An 18,547-nucleotide genomic window follows, 5' to 3' on the forward strand; every position below is an offset into this window, starting at 1 on the left:
AGCCCGCTCCCACATTTGATTTTCGGTGGTCTTAATGGCCGTGGCTGCGGCCGACATGGGAATGCTCAATCTCCGTCGCTACAACCCCGCCGCTGACCTCCAACCGCTGCAAAATCCCGCACTGATCGATATCCGGCCCTTCGCTGCAACGTTGGCGCAGGTCGTGCAGTTGTGTCTGCAACGCCATCAACCCATCGATCCGCGCCTTCACGTGATGAATGTGTTCGTCGATCAATGCATTCACGCTTTCGCACTGATCCTGCGGACTGTCGCGCAGGGCCAGCAGGCTGCGGATTTCTTCCAGCGTCATGTCGAGGGTGCGGCAGTTGCGGATGAACGTCAGACGCTCGGCGTGGGCCTGGGTGTAGACGCGGTAGTTGCCGTCGCTGCGGGCCGGCTCTGGCAGGAGGTTTTCGCGCTCGTAGTAGCGGATGGTTTCGACGGCGCAGTCGGTGAGTCTGGCCAGTTCTCCGATCTTCATGACGGCAATCTCCAAAAGGGTGCTTGACCCTATAGTGGCTACAGGGTCTTTACTTGGCAACAGGCATCTTTCCGGACGCGACCCAATGAGTGATTCCCTTCACACGCACAAACCCAAGGCTGATCACGATCACGATCACGATCACGATCACGATCACAGCCACAAGCTGCAGCCTGTACAGAAGCATGAGCATGGCAGCCACGGGGATTCCTGCTGTTCCGCCAAAGTGGCGGCACCGTCGCTGATCAAGTTGAGCGAAACCCCAACGGCCGGTGCGCGACTGAGCAATTTCCGCATCGACGCCATGGATTGTCCGACCGAGCAGACGCTGATCGAGAACAAACTCGGCAAACTCTCGGGCGTGCAGCAACTGGAATTCAACCTGATCAATCGCGTGTTGGGCGTCACCCATGACCTGCCGAGCACTGCGCCGATCATCGACGCGATCAAGTCCCTCGGCATGCTGGCCGAGCCGCTGGAGCAGGGCGTTGAACCGCCAGCGCCGACGCCCGAGAAAAAGCACTGGTGGCCCTTGGCGCTGTCGGGTGTTGGCGCCCTGGTCGCCGAAGTTATCCACTTCACCAACGCTGCGCCGAACTGGGTGGTGGCGGTCATCGCGCTGATCTCGATCCTCAGCGGCGGCCTCGGCACCTATAAAAAGGGCTGGATCGCACTTAAAAACCTCAACCTGAACATCAACGCGCTGATGAGCATCGCAGTGACTGGCGCGATCCTGATCGGTCAGTGGCCGGAAGCGGCGATGGTGATGTTCCTGTTCACCGTGGCCGAATTGATCGAAGCCAAGTCTTTGGACCGGGCGCGCAATGCCATCAGTGGCCTGATGCAGATGACCCCGGAACAGGCCACGGTGCAGCAGGCCGATGGCAGTTGGGTCTTGCAGCCTGTCAAATCCATCGAGTTGGGCGCGCGAGTGCGGGTGCGTCCCGGTGAGCGGATTGGTTTGGACGGTGAAGTGGTGTCGGGCAGTTCAACCATCGATCAGGCGCCGATCACCGGTGAAAGCCTGCCGGTGGAGAAGACTGTCGGTGACAAGGTTTTCGCCGGGACCATCAATCAGGCCGGCTCCCTGGAGTACTCGGTAACCGCTGCGGCCAACAACTCGACCCTGGCGCGGATCATCCATGCCGTGGAACAGGCCCAGGGCGCGCGGGCGCCGACCCAGCGTTTCGTCGACAGCTTCTCGAAAATCTACACCCCGGCGGTGTTCATCCTGGCCCTCGCGGTGGCGGTGATTCCGCCACTGTTCATGGGGGCGTTGTGGTTTGACTGGATCTACCGGGCGTTGGTGTTGTTGGTCGTTGCCTGCCCATGTGCGCTGGTGATTTCTACACCAGTGACCATCGTCAGCGGCCTCGCGGCGGCGGCGCGCAAAGGCATTCTGGTGAAGGGCGGCGTCTATCTGGAGGGCGGTTACAAACTCGATTACCTGGCCTTGGACAAGACCGGCACGATCACACACGGCAAACCGGTGCAGACCGATTACCTGTCGCTTGATCCGACGGCGGACGAATCAGCCCCGGCGATTGCCGCAGCGCTCGCCGGTCGCTCCGATCACCCGGTGTCCCTGGCCATTGCCAACGCGGCTGTGGATAAACAATTTGCTCCGCTGATTGTGGATAACTTTGAGGCGCTGGCCGGTCGCGGTGTACGCGGCGAAATCAACGGCCAAGTTTACCACTTGGGTAATCACCGTTTAGTGGAAGAACTGAACCTGTGCTCGCCTGAACTGGAGGAAAAGCTGTTCGCGCTGGAGCAACAGGGCAAGTCCGTGGTGCTGCTGCTCGACAGATCCGGCCCGCTGGCGCTGTTCGCCGTGGCTGACACCGTGAAAGAGTCTAGCCGCGAGGCGATCCAGCAGTTGCACGAGCTGGGCATCAAAACCCTGATGCTCACCGGCGACAACGTCCACACCGCTCAGGCGATTGCCGCGCAAGTCGGCATCGACGAGGCCAAGGGCGATCTGCTGCCGACCGACAAACTGCAAGCCATCGAAGCCCTTTATGCTCGGGGCCATAACGTTGGCATGGTCGGCGACGGCATCAATGACGCTCCGGCGCTGGCGCGCGCCGAGATCGGTTTTGCCATGGCGGCGGCGGGCACCGATACCGCCATCGAGACCGCCGATGTCGCCCTGATGGACGACGATCTGCGCAAGATCCCGACCTTCATTCGCCTGTCACGGCAAACCTCAAGCATCCTCAAACAGAACATTGCCCTGGCATTGGTCATCAAAGCGATCTTTCTTGGGGTAACCTTCGCCGGGATCGCCACCATGTGGATGGCGGTGTTCGCCGACATGGGCGTGAGCCTGTTGGTGGTGTTTAACGGTTTGCGCCTGTTGCGCAAATAAGCGATGGGGGAAGGGTGTGCTGAGTGCCGAGCTGAAGGCGTTTTACATGGTTGCCCGCTTGGGCAGCATTACCCTGGCGGCGAAAAAACTCGGCCTGAGCCAACCCACGGTGACGACCCAGATTCGCAATCTGGAAAGTCAGTACTCGGTTGAACTGTTCTACCGTGGCGGCCGTCGCCTCAGCGTCAGCGATGAAGGTGCGCGGCTGTTGCCGATGGTCAAGGCGCTGTTGCAGCAGGAAGCCGACATCGAGTTTTTCCTGCGCAACAGCGGTCAGGTCCAGGGCACGTTGCGCATCGCCGCGACGGCGCCGTATTACATCCTCGATCTGGTGAAGACCTTTCGCGAGCGCTTGCCGCAGGTGGAAGTGTCGGTGGAGATCGGCAACTCCCAGCAGGTGCTTGAAGCGCTGGAGGATTACCGGGTGGATGTCGCGGCGTCGTCGCAGTTGCTCGACGATGCACGGTTGATTCGCCGGGTGCTCGGCAGCGATCCGCTGGTGCTGGCGGTGCATCGCAATCATCCGCTGGCGGTTCACGAGCATGTGCCGCTCAGTGCGTTGGCCGGGCATACGTTATTGATGCGCGAGTCGGGCTCGACTACTCGACGCCTGACCGAAGAGTTGCTGGCCGGCGCCGGGGTGAGTTTCGGGCCGCTGCTGGAGATTGGCAGCCGGGAGTCGATCCGTGAGGCGGTGCTGCGCAATATCGGCATCAGCATCATCGCCCGTCAGGAAGTGCCGCATGATCCGCAACTGCGCGTGCTGACCCTGGAGAATGCGCCGCAGATCCCTGAGTATTTGTACTGCCTCAAGGAGCGAAAAAACGCACGGCTGCCGGCGGCGTTTCTGGGGTTGGCGCAGGAAATGGCGCCCGCGTAATGATCGTTCCCACGCTCCGCGTGGGAATGCAGCCCGGGACGCTCTGCGTCCCAAGAGCCGAACGCGGAGCGTCCGTTGAGGCATTCCCACGCAGAGCGTGGGAACGATCGGCGGTGAACCCAAATCCTCGAATACCACTATCAGCCGTTTTTGCCTCACTGCCACATGACGGACGCATTACAAATCTAGGATGGCCTTCATCTGCTTGATGAGGCCTGTCCATGAACCACTCGATCGCAACTGCCCTGACCAACCCCGGCGCCCCGATGAAAGTGCGCGGTGTGCAGAAACGCTTCGGCGCCTTCACCGCGCTGGATAACGTTTCCCTCGACGTGGCGGCCGGTGAACTGGTATGCCTGCTTGGCCCGTCGGGCTGCGGCAAAACCACTTTGTTGCGTTGCATCGCTGGTCTTGAGAAGCAGGACAGCGGCGAGTTGTACCTCGGCGATCGCGACGTTTCCCACCTGGCGCCCCAGGCTCGGGACTACGGCATTCTGTTTCAGTCCTACGCGCTGTTTCCCAATCTCACCGTCGAAGCGAACATAGCCTACGGCCTCGCCGGCAGTGGTCGCGATGAAGTGCGCCAGCGTGTCGGTCAGATGCTGGAGCTGGTCGGCCTGATCGGCAGTGAGAAAAAGTACCCCGGCCAATTGTCCGGCGGCCAACAGCAGCGCGTCGCACTGGCTCGGGCCTTGGCGCCGGCACCTTCGTTGCTGCTGCTGGACGAACCGATGTCGGCCCTCGATGCCCGGGTCCGCGAGCATCTGTGCACCGAACTGCGCCAATTGCAGCGCAACCTCGGCATCACCACCCTGATGGTCACCCACAACCAGGACGAAGCGATGCTGATGGCCGACCGCATCGCCGTGATGAACAACGGCAAGGTCGAGCAATACGCCACGCCGCAGGAAATCTACGACCGCCCGGCTACACCGTTTGTGGCGGAGTTCGTCGGCCAGGGCAACTGGCTGCCATTCCAGCGCAGCAGCGACAGCCACGCCCAGGTCGGCGGGATGAACATGCGCCTGGGTGCCGATTCGGGCAACGCCGCATCGGGTCGTCTGTTTTGCCGTCCCGAAGCGATCAACGTCAACCCGCCCGCGCATGAAGAAAACCTGTTCCCGGCCAAGGTTCGCGAAATCACCTTCCTCGGCAACCGCTGCCGCATGAGCTTCGAACTCGATCAACTGCCGGGCCACGCATTGCTGGCGGAACTGGCGCCGGAAGCCATGCCGCGCCTCGGCGCGCAGCAGATCATGGTTGCCTTGCCTCCGCGCAGCCTGCAGGTGTTTGCCTGATGAGCGCGAACCTCGCGCTGCCGATACCGCACAAGCAGGTTCGGCAGACCTCCCGTGCCGAGATCGGTGACCGGGTGTTCGTGGTCGGCGGCAAAGTCCTGTTGCTGGTGTTGCTCGGCGTTGCGGTACTGATGCCGTTGCTGGCGATCTTCTGGCGCGGTTTCAGCTCGGAAGCCGGGCAGGGCGGCGGTCTGGTGGCCGCCCGTGAATTGGCGACCAGTGCCAATTTCCACTGGTTGCTCGGCAATAGCCTGAAAGTTTCCCTGAGCGTGGCGGCGATTGTCGTACCGCTGGCTTACCTGTTTGCCTACGCCCTGCAACGCACCTTGATTCCAGGCAAAGGCATCTGGCGCGGCATGTCGCTGTTGCCGCTGATGGCGCCGTCGATGTTGCCGGGTATTGCGCTGGTCTATCTGTTCGGCAACCAGGGCATGTTGCGCGGTTTGCTCTCAGACAATATCTACGGTTTCTGGGGCATTGTTCTGGGTGAGGTCATCTACACCTTCCCACACGCGCTGATGATTTTGCTGTCGGCCCTGTCCCTGGCGGATGCGCGACTGTTCGATGCCGCCTCCAGCATGGGCGCCAGTCCGGCGAAGGCCTTTCGCAGCATCACTTGGCCGGCAACGCGTCAGGCTGTGTTCGCGGCGTTCTGTCTGGTGTTCACCCTGACCATCACCGACTTCGGCGTGCCCGTGGTGGTCGGCGGCGATTATCAGGTGCTGGCGCTGGAAGCCTACAAAGCCGTGGTCGGCCAGCAACAATTCGGTCGCGGCGCGTTGATCGGCATGGTCCTGCTGTTGCCGGCGCTGTTCAGCTTCGGTGTCGACGCCTGGTTGCGTCGAGGTCACGGCGATTCCATGAGCGGTCGGGCGCAGGTCTTTCAGCCCGCGCCGTCAAAACTGCGGGACGGTTGCTACCTGACCATCGTGCTGCTGATCTGTGCGGTGTTGCTGCTGGTGTTCGGCATGGCGGTGTACTCGTCGCTGGTGAAATTCTGGCCGTACAACCTGTCGCTGTCGCTCAACCATTACCAGTTCAACGACACGGCGGGCGGTGGCTGGCTGGCCTATGGCAACAGTGTGAAGATGGCCTTGTGCACGGCGTTGATCGGCAGCGTGCTGATCTTTACCGGCGCGTACCTGATGGAAAAAACCAAGGGCCAGCGCGGGCTGAATTTGACACTGCGCATGCTCAGTTTCGTACCGATGGCGGTGCCGGGTCTGGTGCTGGGCCTGGGTTACGTCTTTTTCTTCAACCTCAGCGGCAACCCGCTGCATGTGCTCTACGGGACCATGACCCTGCTGGTGGTCTGCACCATTGCTCACTATTTGACCACCGCGCAAATGACCGCCACCACCGCGTTGCGCCAACTCGATGCCGAGTTCGAAGCCGCCGCGCTGTCGCTCAAGGCGCCGCTGTATCGGCATTACCTGCGCGTCACCGTACCGATCTGCCTGCCGGCATTGCTGGACATCGTGCGCTATCTGTTCGTCTCGGCCATGACCACCGTCTCGGCAGCGATCTTCCTCTACAGCCCCGACACCATCCTCGCGGCGGTGGCAGTGTTGAACATGGACGACGCCGGCAACGTCGGCGGCGCGGCGGCGATGTCGACCCTGATTCTGTTCACCTCGGCGGGCGTGTCCCTGCTGCTGGCCTGGGCTTCGCGCGGTTTGTTGCGCCGCTCCCAGGCCTGGCGGCAGACCGCGCCTGGTCATTGATTCAACCCCTCAACTCAAACAGGAAAAGATCATGTTCAAGCCTATGGCCCTGGCCGCTGCTGTCCTCACCGCTTTCAGCCTGAACGCCTTCGCGGCGAAAACCGAGTTGACGGTGTACACCGCCCTCGAAGCCGAGCAATTGAAGACTTACAAAGCAGCCTTCGAAAAGGCCAACCCGGACGTCGAGATCAAGTGGGTGCGCGACTCCACCGGCATCATCACTGCCAAACTGCTGGCCGAAAAAGCTCGCCCGCAGGCTGACGCCGTGTGGGGCCTGGCGGCGTCGAGCCTGGCGATCCTCGATCAGCAAGGCATGCTGCAAAGCTACGCACCGAAGGACCTGGGCAAGATCGGTAGCAACTACCGCGACGCCGCCAACCCTCCAGCCTGGGTCGGCATGGACGTCTGGGCGGCGACCATTTGCTTCAACACCGTCGAGGCCGCAAAGCAGGGTTTAACCAAACCGGTGAGCTGGCAGGACCTGACCAAGCCTGAGTACAAAGGCAAGATCGTCATGCCCAACCCGGCCTCGTCCGGCACCGGTTTCCTCGACGTCAGCGCCTGGCTGCAAACCTTCGGCGAGAAGCAGGGCTGGCAGTACATGGACGACCTGCACCAGAACATCGGCCAGTACGTTCACTCCGGTTCCAAGCCTTGCAAACTGGCGGCTTCGGGGGAGTTCCCGATTGGCATTTCCTTTGAATACCCGGCCGTTCAGCTGAAACGCCAAGGCGCACCGCTGGACATCATCCTGCCGAAAGAAGGCCTGGGCTGGGAGATCGAAGCGACCGCAGTCATCAAGGGCACACCGCACGAAGAGGCCGCGAAGCAACTGGCTGATTTCTCCGCCAGTCCGGCGGCGATGGAGCTTTATAAAGAGAACTTCGCCGTCCTCGCGCAACCGGGTATCGCCAAGCCACAGACCGAATTGCCGGCCGATTATGAGCAGCGTTTGATCAAGAACGACTTTGCCTGGGCCTCGAAGAATCGTGACCAGATCCTGGCCGAGTGGCGCAAGCGCTATGACGGCAAGTCCGAGAAAGTGGCTGCCAAGTAAGCACCGCCGATCGTTCCCACGCTCTGCGTGGGAATGCAGCAAAGGACGCTCCGCGTCCCCTGTGACGCAGAGCGTCACGGGATTCATTCCCACGCGGAGCGTGGGAACGATCATTGGGGAACTTCATGACACAACACAGCGACATGCTGATCGTCGGCGCCGGCATCCTTGGTCTGTCCCACGCCTATGCCGCCGCCAGGCGCGGTCTGAAAGTTACCGTTTTCGAGCGCAGCGAAACCCCTTTGGGCGCCTCGGTCCGTAACTTCGGCCAGGCCCTGGTCACCGGCCAGCCACCGGGCCCGATGCTCGAACTGGCCAAAGCCAGCCGCGAGATCTGGGGCCAATGGGCACAACTCGCCGGCCTGCAACTCAAGCGCAACGGTTCATACCTGTTTGCCCGCACCGAAGCCGAAGAACACCTGCTGGAAGCCTTCTGCGCCGGTCGCGCCGTGGAACACGGTTACCGCGTCGACCTGCTACGCGGCGCTGCATTGCGCGATGTGTACCGCGGCCAATTCAGCCATCACCGCGCCGCGTTGCACGGGATGGACGATCAGCAACTGTATTCCCGCGAAGCGATTCCAGCGCTGATCGACTACCTGCATCACGAACTCGGCGTCACGTTTCACTTCTCCACTCTCGTGCGCGACATCGAGCCCGGCCGCGTGCACAGCACCGCCGGAGCCTTCAGTGCCGAGCAGATCATCGTCTGTTCCGGCCACGATTATCAGACGCTGCTGGCCGAGCCGATCGTCGAACTCAACCCGCAAATCTGCCGCCTGCAAATGCTTCGCGCCCGACCGCAGATCAACCTCAACCTGCAACACGCGTTGCTCACCGGTCTGAGTTGCGTGCACTACGGCGCCTTCGCCGATCTGCCGGAAGCGGCGGCGGTGCAGGCGCAAATCCTGCGCGAGGAACCGCACCTGCATGAACACGGCATTCACCTGCTGATCAGCCCGACACCGTATGGCGAACTGATCATCGGCGACTCCCACCATTACGGCAGCGATCCGTCGCCGTTCAACGCCGAGCAGGTGGATAACTGGATGATTGAACTGGCCGAGCAGACGTTGGGCTGCAGGGTGCAAGTGGTCGAACGCTGGCAAGGCGTCTATGGTTCAGGGGGGCCGGGGCCGTTCTCGTTCCTGCGGCCGATGCCGGGTGTGAGCGTGGCCCTGATGCACACGGGTGTCGGCATGAGCGTCGGGCCGGCGATGGCTGAACGCAACGTGGCCACCTTATTGGGAGAGTATTGATGGACCGCAATGAGCAAGTAATCGCCGAGGTGTTCGCACTGTACGAGCGCTTTGGCGACAGCGATTACATCGGCGAGCCGGTGTCGCAGATCGAGCACATGTCCCAGGCTGCCGAACGGGCGATGGCCGAGGGCTTCGATGACGAAGTGGTCCTGGCTGCGTTCTTCCACGACATCGGGCATATCTGCGCCGAGAGTGCCGAGAACATGGGCGGCTTCGGCGTGGTCAGTCACGAGCGCCTGGGCGCGGACTACTTACGCCGCGCAGGTTTCAGCGAACGCATGGCGGGGCTGGTGGAGTACCACGTTCAGGCCAAGCGTTACCTGACGCTGAAAGAGCCTGGGTACTACGAGCGCTTGAGTGAAGCCAGCCGCCGGACGCTGGAGTATCAGGGCGGTGTGATGACGGCCGCCGAGGCTGAAGCGTTCGAGCAAGATCCGTTGTGCGAGGTCAGTCTGCGGATGCGCCAGTGGGATGAGTTGGCAAAGGAGATGGCGGTGCCGGTGATGGATCTGGAGGTGTTGAAACGCAAAGCGGTCGGTCTCTTGTCCCGCAAGGTGCAATGAGTTGTCTCACAGGCAATTGAGAAACGGCGGATGGAGGGGCTTGCAGTAACGGTTCAATCTGGGCTTTTCGCAAGGAAGCGCACGGATGCGTTATTTGAAAGTGATTGCACAGGATCGAAGCAGGAAGGGCTCGGCAGATACCGTTCATTTTGAATTCCATGAAGATGATCGGTTGCAGCGTGAGGCGACGGATGCGGATCGGCAGCGGCTCAAATCTTTTGGCAAAACCTATTTGAAATGCGCCTGGTTCAACGAGGGTGAAGGTGAGGATCGACACTTGCGCATCTTCTCGCAGAATCCATCCGCTGACGGCACACCTGAAACGGTGCGGCTGCATTTTCACGAGGGGCAGAAGATTGCCTGTAAAGCCGCGGCTCACGATCTTGATAACGATGGTGGGCTGGAGGTGATACTGAGTTCGGATGTGGACAATGACGGGCGCGCGGATCGCACGGATCGCAGTCGTGTCACAGCGTTGGTGAGAGAGTTTCTGAAGGTCGATTGGTAGTGGTTGATCGTTCCCACGCTCTGCGTGGGAATGCCTCAAGGGACGCTCCGCGTCCAGTGACGCGAAGCGTCACGGCCTGCATTCCCACGCGGGAGCATGGGAACGATCAGGTTCAGAGTTGCTGCGCCAACGCTTCGATCTGCTCCTGCCGCTCCGCCTGATTCAATTTCGAGTGTGGATTAAGCGAAGACCACTGCGGATGTGCCCGGGCCTTGTTCAGCGCTTCGGGCAGTTTGCCTTCGCGCCAGGATTTGTCCTGTGGCGTGGCGACCTGAATGCTGTCCATCGCCGCATGCCCGCGCGCATTGAGCGCATGCAGCAGTTGCCGCTGGCGCAACGCCAACAGCCGCAGCACGCTGTCATCGACGGTCAGCTCCCGCTGGCCTTTGATCTTGCCCATCAACCGACTGCCATAACTGCGGGCCGTTTGCAGGGCGCCACCGGCAATCGCGCCAGCCAATGCGGCCGCACCGAGGGTCAGGCCGCCGACCAGCAAGTCCACGCCAGCCCCGGCTGCCGCGCCGGCCGCGATACCGCCACCGACTCGCACGCCGAGCTGCTTCAAGGTTTCCGGGTTGAACAGGTCGTCACCCCAGCGGCCATCGAGCAGCGGCAGATCGCTGGCCGCCGCGTCCTGTGGGCGGAAGGCGTAGAGCTTGAGCAGCGCTTCGACGCAGCGTTGTTCCCGTTGTCGAACCGCTTTGCGCAGTTCGTTGATGGCCTGCTGTTCTTGCTCGGCTTCGCTGACCACGCTGCGCCGGCAGGCGGCGCAGTCGATCAATAATTCGGCAATCAGCCGCGCTGCACTCCGTTGCCGGGCCTGGCGTTGCGCTTGCTGATCGGCGATCAAACGTTCCAGTTGCGGCCGGGCGTTTTCCAGCAGCAGGGCGAGGCTTTCATAGAGTCGACGTTCGCCATCCTCCGGCGGTGCGACGCTGTCGAAACGCACCAATGCGTGCAAGCCCAGACGTGCCAATGCCTCGCGCCAATCCGGTTCGCGGTGGTTGGCGCTGCTGACGAAATTCAATACCGGCAACAGCGGTTTGCCGCAGCTGGCCAACACTTCCAGCTCGTCGCGGTATTTGGCCAGCACCGGTTCCCGGGCGTCGATCACGTAAAGGCCGGCATCGCAGGTCAGCAGTTGCCGCAGCACCTTGGCTTCCTGTTCGAAACGCTGCCGGGCTTCGCTGCCCTCAAGGAATCGCGCCAATCGAGCCGGACCGTCGAGGCGTTCGCCCGGTCGTTCCAGACGCTCGAGGTAGTCGAGCAGGGCGATGGCATCTTCCAGGCCGGGGGTGTCGTAGAGGTCGAGCAACGGTTCGCCGTCCACCGACAACCGTGCGCCTTCCACGTGTCGTGTGGTGCTGGGGCGATGGGACACCTCACCAAAACCGACATCGCGGGTCAGGGTGCGCAGCAACGAGGTTTTGCCGACGTTGGTGTGGCCGACCACGGCGAGCTTCAACGGCGCTTTCCAGGGATTAGTCATGACCGCTCTCCAGCCAGTTCAACGGCGCGCAATCGGCGAACGGCAGATCCAGCTGTTGCAGCGCCACGTGCCAGTCGCCCAGCCTTTGGGCGTCGAGCGCTTCGCCCGGCGGTGCTTGCAGCAACCAGACGCGAGTGGCGCTGGCGCTGCGGGCCAGTTCGGCGATCAGTGCCAGGCTGCCGCGGTCCGGCGAGCGTCGCGGATCGCAAGCGATGGCCAGACGGGCTGGGGGGAAGCGACTCAGCTGTTCGAGGAGTTTGTGCCGCGATTCGCGACTGTCGAGGATGCCGGCATTGCTCACGGACTTCGGCAGTGGCGGCGGCCAGGGGCGTTGATCGTCCAGCTCGATGGCCACCAACAGCGCGCCATCGCTTGGCAGGTCGCTGACACCGTTGTCGATTCGATGCAGTTGCTCTGGCGCCGCGTCGCTGATGCCCAGGCGTTCACTGGTCGGCATCAGCCGTTCGCGCAGTTGGGCGTAGCCGGGCAGGTTCAAATCCAGGTGCAAGGCTGCTTGGCCGGTTTTCCAGCGCCACAGGCAAAACAGCGCCAGCAACAGGCGCGGCAAAACACCGTAGACCACCAGCACGCCGACCAGCCATGTGGCCCAGGCTTGACGGGCGCTTTCGATGTTGAGCGCGGCATCGCCGCTGGCGCGGATCATTTCCACGGTCGGAACGTTGAAACCCAGCATGGCGGGCAGGGCGCCGAGGGCCTGGGTCATGGCGACGAAGGTGTCGCCGCCCAGGAGCGTGGTTTCCCAGACGAAGCCATAACGCCGGGTCGCCATCAGCATCAACAGCATGACCAGCGCGCTGAGCATGGCGAGCAACCACAAGCTGTTGACCAGTACGCCGACCGCCCAGCGATTGAGTTTCTGTCGTTGCAGCAAAAGCAGCAGGGCCGGGGCCAGTTGCGCAGCTTTGGCATCGCGGGCGAGTTTTTCGCTGAGCCATAACCATAAGCGGCCGAGGGTGGCGCCGTGTTCGCCGGCAAACACCAGGCCCAGCGCCCAGCTCAGCAATAGAATCAGGTTCAGCCCGAGCAAACTGCCCAAGGCCCAGAACACATTGACCGGGGTTTGTCCGTCGCCCAGCGCGGCAAACGCCAGGCCGGCGCCGCTGGCAATGGCCAGCAGCGCCATCACGATCAGCGCCAAACGTGCGCCTTGCAGCCAATGTGTGAGGGCGTTGGTCAGCCCATCGCGCTCGGCCAGCCACAGGGCGCGGCGTTGAATCCGTGTCGGCAGATCACCGCCCGCGCTGCGGGCCAGTCGGTTGGCTTCCAGATCATCCAGGGGGCCGGCGTGTTCTTCACGCAGGCGCACCGTCTCGGTCACCCAGAGGTTTTGCAGTGGAGTCAGTTCAGTCACGCGGCATCCCGTCGCTCAATCGAGCTGTGAGCATAACCGCTGTGACGCTTATCGGGGTACGGGAGGCTCTGGTATCCTCGCCAGCATGACTAAATCACTCCCCCTCAGCCTGATCGCAGCCCTCGGTGAAAACCGTGTGATCGGCGTCGACAACAGCATGCCCTGGCACTTGCCGGGGGACTTCAAATACTTCAAGGCCACGACCCTCGGCAAGCCGATCATCATGGGTCGCAAAACCTGGGATTCCCTCGGTCGTCCGTTGCCGGGCCGATTGAACATCGTGGTCAGCCGTCAGGCGGATCTGCAACTCGAGGGCGCGGAAGTTTATCCGTCGCTGGAGGCTGCGGTGGTTCGCGCTGAAGAGTGGGCTCGGGAGCAGGGCGTCGATGAACTGATGCTGATCGGCGGGGCGCAGTTGTATGCGCAGGGGTTGGCGCAGGCTGATCGGCTGTATTTGACGCGCGTGGCGCTGAGCCCGGAAGGGGATGCGTGGTTTCCGGAGTTTGATTTGAACCAGTGGAAGCTGGTGTCGAACGTGCCGAATCCAGCGGAAGGCGACAAGCCGGCCTACAACTTCGAGGTGTGGGAGCGCGCATAGATCATTCCCACGCTCTGCGTGGGAATGCAGCCCGTGACGCTCCGCGTCACTGGACGCGGAGCGTCCCTTGAGGCATTCCCACGCGGGAGCATGGGAGCGATCAGAGCGGGTTAAGCGTGAGCCAACTCAGAATGCGCATCCGCATCCAGCAGCTCTTTATCGGTCTGCTGCATGATCTGGCTGGTGATCGCACCGGCCGTTATCGAACCGCTGACGTTCAACGCCGTGCGGCCCATGTCGATCAGCGGCTCAACCGAAATCAGCAACGCCACCAGTGACACCGGCAAGCCCATCGCCGGTAACACGATCAACGCGGCAAACGTCGCGCCACCGCCAACCCCCGCCACACCGGCCGAACTCAGCGTCACAATCGCCACCAGCGTCGCGATCCACAGCGGGTCCAGCGGGTTGATGCCCACGGTTGGCGCGACCATCACCGCCAACATTGCCGGGTACAGACCGGCGCAACCGTTCTGGCCAATGGTCGCGCCAAACGACGCGGCGAAACTGGCGATGGACTGTGGAATACCCAAACGGCGGGTCTGGGCTTCGATGCTCAGCGGAATGGTCGCAGCGCTGGAGCGGCTGGTGAAAGCAAACGTCAGCACCGGCCAGATCTTGCGGAAGAACCGCAGCGGATTGATCCCGGCGGCCGAGACCAGCAGGCCATGGACCACAAACATCAGGCCCAGCCCGAGGTAGGAAACCACCACGAAACTGCCGAGTTTGATGATGTCCTGCAGGTTGGAGCCGGCGACCACTTTGGTCATCAGCGCCAAGACGCCGTACGGGGTCAGCTTCATCACCAGACGCACCAGACGCATCACCCAGGCTTGCAGGGTGTCGATGGCGTTGATCACTTTCTGACCTTTCTCGACGTCATCTTTCAACAGTTGCAGCGCCGCGACCCCAAGGAACGCAGCAAAAATCACCACGCTGATGATCGAGGTCGGCTTCGCGCGAGCGAGGTCGGCGAACGGGTTTTGCGGAATGAACGACAGCAACAGCTGCGGCACATTCAGGTCGGCAACCTTGCCCGCGTAGTCGGTCTGGATGGTTTGCAGGCGGGCCATTTCCTGAGTCCCGGCCACCAGGCCTTCGGCGGTCAGCCCGAAGAGATTGGTCAACCCGATACCGATCAGCGCCGCAATGGCCGTGGTAAACAACAGCGTGCCGATGGTCAGGAAGCTGATCTTGCCCAGCGACGAGGCGTTGTGCAGACGGGCCACGGCGCTGAGGATCGAGGCGAACACCAATGGGATCACGATCATTTGCAGCAACTGCACGTAACCGTTGCCCACCAGATCGAACCAGCCGATCGAGGCTTTCAGCACCGGGTTACCGGCACCGTAAACGGTGTGCAGAGCCACACCGAAGACCACGCCCAGCACCAGCGCGAGCAGGACTTTTTTCGCCAGGCTCCAGGTGGTGTGACGGGTTTGCGCCAGGCCAAAGAGCAGGGCGAGGAACACCAGCAGATTGAGGATCAGCGGCAGATTCATTGGAACTCCGATAGAGACTTGTGCCGGCCACCTTCCGGGGCAGCCGCGAACCGGCAAGCCTAACAGCTTGATATCTAATGAATTAATATCGAAAACATCTGACTACTGTCGTTTTTGGAATAAGCGGATGTCGCGGACAGGGATGCAGCTGGCGTAATAGGGACGCAGGCGGTCGCGGGCAGACGAGGGCTGTCATATTTATTTGATAGCGTCGAGCTCTTTGAATCAGGGTCTTTTAACAAGGAAGCATGCCGATGAAGCTCGCACCGAAATTTCTGGTCGCTGCACTTTGCCTGGGCCTTGCCGGCCAGGTATTCGCTACGGATTTGAAGCATTGGCCAGCCGATCAGGCCAAGGCGCTGGACGCAATGATTGCCGCCAACGCCAATAAAGGTAACTACGCGGTGTTCGACATGGACAACACCAGTTACCGCTACGACCTCGAAGAGTCGTTGCTGCCGTTCATGGAAAACAAGGGCTTGATCACCCGCGAGAAACTCGACCCCTCCCTGAAACTGATGCCGTTCAAAGACACTGCCGATCACAAGGAAAGCCTGTTCAGCTACTACTATCGCCTCTGCGAACTTGACGACATGGTCTGCTATCCATGGGTCGCGCAAGTGTTCTCCGGCTTCACCCTCCAGGAACTCAAAGGCTACGTCGATGAGTTGATGGCGTCCGGTAAACCGGTGCCTGTGACGTATTACGAAGGCGACGTGGTCAAGAAACTCGACGTCAACCCGCCGAAAATCTTCACCGGCCAGAAAGAGCTCTACAACAAGCTGATGGAGAACGGCATCGAGGTCTACGTGATGACCGCCGCCTCCGAAGAACTGGTGCGCATGGTCGCCGCCGATCCGAAGTACGGCTACAACGTCAAACCGCAGAACGTGATCGGCGTGAGCTTGTTGCTCAAGGACCCGAAGACCGGCGAGCTGACCACGGCGCGTAAGCAGATCACCGCGGGCAAGTATGACGAGAAGGCCAACCTCGGCCTTGAACTAACCCCGTACCTGTGGACCCCGGCAACCTGGATGGCCGGTAAGCATGCGGCGATCCTGACCTACATCGATGAGTGGAAAAAACCGGTACTGGTGGGCGGCGATACCCCGACCAGCGACGGTTACATGCTGTTCCACGATGTCGACGTGGCCAAGGGTGGCATCCACTTGTGGGTCAACCGCAAAGACAAATACATGACCCAGATTAACGGCATGATGGCCAAGCACGCCGCGGCTCAGGCCAAAGAAGGGTTGCAGGTTACGGCGGACAAGAACTGGGTGATCGTGAAGCCTGAAGAGATTCAGTAACACGACACCGATCCAATGTGGGAGCGGGCTTGCTCGCGAAGGGGCCAGAACTTTCAACATCAATGTTGAATGTCAGACCGCTTTCGCGAGCAAGCCCGCTCCCACATTTAGCCGAGTACAACAAAAATACCCCGCACTTGGCGGGGTATTTTTTTGTTCGACGGTTACGTTTTACAGCCCGTCGAGCATCGCCTTGTTACGCACGGCACCCTTGTCGGCGCTGGTCGCCAACAGAGCGTAAGCCTTCAGTGCGGTGGTCACCTTGCGTGGACGTTTTTCCACTGGCTTCCAGCCTTTCTGATCCTGCTCGGCACGGCGACCGGCCATTTCTTCGTCGCTGATCAACAGGTTGATCGAGCGGTTCGGAATGTCGATCAGCACTTTGTCGCCATCCTGCACCAGGCCAATCGCGCCGCCCGCCGCCGCTTCTGGCGAAGCGTGGCCGATGGACAGGCCCGAGGTGCCGCCGGAGAAGCGACCATCGGTGAGCAGGGCGCAAGCTTTGCCCAGGCCTTTGGATTTCAGGTACGACGTCGGGTACAGCATTTCCTGCATGCCCGGGCCGCCTTTCGGACCTTCGTAACGAATGATCACGATGTCGCCGGCCTTCACTTCGTCCGCGAGGATGCCGCGTACGGCGCTGTCCTGGCTTTCGAAGATCTTCGCGTTGCCTTCGAAGACATGAATCGACTCGTCGACGCCGGCGGTTTTCACCACGCAGCCGTCCAGCGCGATGTTGCCGTAGAGAACAGCCAGGCCGCCTTCTTTCGAATAAGCGTGTTCGACACTGCGGATGCAGCCGTTTTCACGGTCGTCGTCCAGGGTTTCCCAACGGGTCGACTGGCTGAACGCAGTTTGGGTCGGGATGCCCGCAGGACCGGCCTTGAAGAAGTGATGCACCGCTTCGTCGTCGGTCTGGGTGATGTCCCACTTGGCGATGCCTTCAGCCAGGGTTTTGCTGTGCACGGTCGGCAGGTCGGTGTGCAGCAGACCGCCACGGGCCAGCGAGCCGAGGATGCTGAAGATCCCGCCGGCGCGGTGCACGTCTTCCATGTGGTACTTCTGGATGTTCGGCGCGACTTTGCACAGTTGCGGCACGTGACGGGAGAGGCGGTCGATGTCGCGCAGGTCGAAATCGATCTCGGCTTCCTGGGCCGCGGCCAGCAAGTGCAGGATGGTATTGGTGGAGCCGCCCATGGCGATGTCCAGCGTCATGGCGTTTTCGAACGCCTTGAAGTTGGCGATGTTGCGCGGCAATACCGACTCATCGTTGTCGCCGTAGTAACGCTTGCACAGCTCGACGATGGTGCGGCCGGCCTGCAGGAACAGCTGCTCGCGGTCGCTGTGGGTGGCGAGGGTCGAACCGTTGCCCGGCAATGCCAGGCCCAGGGCTTCGACCAGGCAGTTCATCGAGTTGGCGGTGAACATGCCGGAGCACGAGCCGCAGGTCGGGCAGGCGCTGCGCTCGTACTCAGCGACTTTCTCGTCAGAAGCGCTGGAGTCGGCGGCGATCACCATGGCGTCGACGAGGTCGAGACCGTGGCTGGCCAGTTTGGTCTTGCCGGCTTCCATCGGGCCGCCGGAAACGAAGATCACCGGGATGTTCAGGCGCAGGGCGGCCATCAGCATGCCAGGGGTGATCTTGTCGCAGTTGGAGATGCAGACGATCGCGTCGGCGCAGTGGGCGTTGACCATGTACTCGACGGAGTCGGCGATGATCTCGCGGCTCGGCAGCGAATACAGCATGCCGTCGTGGCCCATGGCGATGCCGTCATCTACGGCGATGGTGTTGAATTCTTTGGCTACACCGCCGGCGCGTTCGATTTCGCGGGCGACCAGTTGGCCCAGGTCCTTGAGGTGGACGTGGCCCGGTACGAACTGGGTGAAGGAGTTGGCAATGGCGATGATCGGCTTTTTGAAGTCGTCATCTTTCATCCCCGTTGCGCGCCACAGTGCGCGGGCGCCGGCCATGTTGCGGCCATGGGTGGATGTTTTCGAGCGGTAATCAGGCATGAAGCACTCCGGGCGGCTAATCAGGTATCAAAAGGGAAGTGAGCTTCTATTGACGTCTGGAACACTCAGAAATGGCCGTGTGTCCGGAAGTTGCCGATAACTTTGCGGGATCGCCGCGC

15 protein-coding genes are annotated in these 18,547 nt (G+C 61.5%); 10 read left to right on the forward strand and 5 right to left on the reverse strand.

Annotation, left to right across the window (positions count from 1 at the left end):
• Nucleotides 1–31: 31 nt before the first annotated feature.
• Nucleotides 32–481 (reverse strand): Cd(II)/Pb(II)-responsive transcriptional regulator, encoded by a 450-nt coding sequence (gene cadR, locus PFAS1_RS12810; protein ID WP_076029392.1) that lies wholly within the window; start codon nucleotides 479–481, stop codon nucleotides 32–34.
• Nucleotides 482–566: 85 nt separating this feature from the next.
• On the opposite strand from cadR, the gene PFAS1_RS12815 reads away from it, so the two are divergent.
• The 8 genes from PFAS1_RS12815 (at nucleotide 567) to PFAS1_RS12850 (ending at nucleotide 10,144) form a co-directional block, all read left to right on the forward strand.
• The gene (locus PFAS1_RS12815) at nucleotides 567–2,852 is read left to right on the forward strand and encodes a heavy metal translocating P-type ATPase (RefSeq protein WP_076029393.1); all 2,286 of its coding nucleotides are present in this window, start codon (nucleotides 567–569) and stop codon (nucleotides 2,850–2,852) included.
• 16 nt (nucleotides 2,853–2,868) lie between these two features.
• Complete coding sequence (locus PFAS1_RS12820; protein ID WP_076029394.1) at nucleotides 2,869–3,732, forward strand: LysR family transcriptional regulator; 864 nt, start codon at nucleotides 2,869–2,871, stop codon at nucleotides 3,730–3,732.
• Between the two features lie 221 nt (nucleotides 3,733–3,953).
• Nucleotides 3,954–5,030, forward strand: a complete 1,077-nt coding sequence (locus tag PFAS1_RS12825; protein WP_076029395.1) for a putative 2-aminoethylphosphonate ABC transporter ATP-binding protein — start codon at nucleotides 3,954–3,956, stop codon at nucleotides 5,028–5,030.
• Nucleotides 5,030–6,754: a putative 2-aminoethylphosphonate ABC transporter permease subunit gene (locus PFAS1_RS12830; RefSeq protein ID WP_076029396.1), complete on the forward strand. Its 1,725-nt coding sequence runs from the start codon at nucleotides 5,030–5,032 to the stop codon at nucleotides 6,752–6,754. The genes PFAS1_RS12825 and PFAS1_RS12830 overlap by 1 nt, the downstream gene beginning before the upstream one ends.
• 31 nt (nucleotides 6,755–6,785) lie before the next feature.
• Entirely contained in the window at nucleotides 6,786–7,811 is a 1,026-nt protein-coding gene (locus PFAS1_RS12835) for a putative 2-aminoethylphosphonate ABC transporter substrate-binding protein (protein ID WP_076029397.1), read from the forward strand.
• Nucleotides 7,812–7,936: 125 nt separating this feature from the next.
• Nucleotides 7,937–9,070 (forward strand): TIGR03364 family FAD-dependent oxidoreductase, encoded by a 1,134-nt coding sequence (locus PFAS1_RS12840; RefSeq protein ID WP_076029398.1) that lies wholly within the window; start codon nucleotides 7,937–7,939, stop codon nucleotides 9,068–9,070.
• Nucleotides 9,070–9,636: a phosphonate degradation HD-domain oxygenase gene (locus PFAS1_RS12845; RefSeq protein WP_076029399.1), complete on the forward strand. Its 567-nt coding sequence runs from the start codon at nucleotides 9,070–9,072 to the stop codon at nucleotides 9,634–9,636. The genes PFAS1_RS12840 and PFAS1_RS12845 overlap by 1 nt, the downstream gene beginning before the upstream one ends.
• Nucleotides 9,637–9,721: 85 nt before the next feature.
• Entirely contained in the window at nucleotides 9,722–10,144 is a 423-nt protein-coding gene (locus PFAS1_RS12850) for a hypothetical protein (RefSeq protein WP_076029400.1), read from the forward strand.
• A gap of 112 nt (nucleotides 10,145–10,256) precedes the next feature.
• On the opposite strand, the gene PFAS1_RS12855 is transcribed toward PFAS1_RS12850, so the two are convergent.
• On the reverse strand, nucleotides 10,257–11,633 hold the full coding sequence (locus PFAS1_RS12855) for a GTPase/DUF3482 domain-containing protein (protein WP_076029401.1): 1,377 nt from the start codon (nucleotides 11,631–11,633) through the stop codon (nucleotides 10,257–10,259).
• Nucleotides 11,626–13,005, reverse strand: a complete 1,380-nt coding sequence (locus PFAS1_RS12860; protein ID WP_076029402.1) for a DUF2868 domain-containing protein — start codon at nucleotides 13,003–13,005, stop codon at nucleotides 11,626–11,628. The genes PFAS1_RS12855 and PFAS1_RS12860 overlap by 8 nt, the downstream gene beginning before the upstream one ends.
• Nucleotides 13,006–13,090: 85 nt before the next feature.
• On the opposite strand from PFAS1_RS12860, the gene PFAS1_RS12865 reads away from it, so the two are divergent.
• On the forward strand, nucleotides 13,091–13,603 hold the full coding sequence (locus PFAS1_RS12865; RefSeq protein ID WP_076029403.1) for a dihydrofolate reductase: 513 nt from the start codon (nucleotides 13,091–13,093) through the stop codon (nucleotides 13,601–13,603).
• Nucleotides 13,604–13,713: 110 nt separating this feature from the next.
• Here the strand turns inward: PFAS1_RS12865 and PFAS1_RS12870 are convergent, their stop codons facing one another.
• The gene (locus PFAS1_RS12870) at nucleotides 13,714–15,105 is read right to left on the reverse strand and encodes an L-cystine transporter (protein WP_076029404.1); all 1,392 of its coding nucleotides are present in this window, start codon (nucleotides 15,103–15,105) and stop codon (nucleotides 13,714–13,716) included.
• Between the two features lie 254 nt (nucleotides 15,106–15,359).
• Between PFAS1_RS12870 and PFAS1_RS12875 the strand changes: the two genes are divergently transcribed.
• Entirely contained in the window at nucleotides 15,360–16,415 is a 1,056-nt protein-coding gene (locus tag PFAS1_RS12875; protein ID WP_076029405.1) for an HAD family hydrolase, read from the forward strand.
• A gap of 171 nt (nucleotides 16,416–16,586) precedes the next feature.
• Here PFAS1_RS12875 and ilvD read toward each other — a convergent pair whose 3' ends face one another.
• Nucleotides 16,587–18,428, reverse strand: a complete 1,842-nt coding sequence (gene ilvD / locus PFAS1_RS12880; RefSeq protein ID WP_074871713.1) for a dihydroxy-acid dehydratase — start codon at nucleotides 18,426–18,428, stop codon at nucleotides 16,587–16,589.
• Between the last annotated feature and the right edge of the window lie 119 nt (nucleotides 18,429–18,547).

Origin of the sequence: Pseudomonas frederiksbergensis, assembly GCF_001952935.1 — a bacterium.
In the GTDB taxonomy this organism is placed as follows: Bacteria; Pseudomonadota; Gammaproteobacteria; order Pseudomonadales; family Pseudomonadaceae; genus Aquipseudomonas; species Aquipseudomonas frederiksbergensis.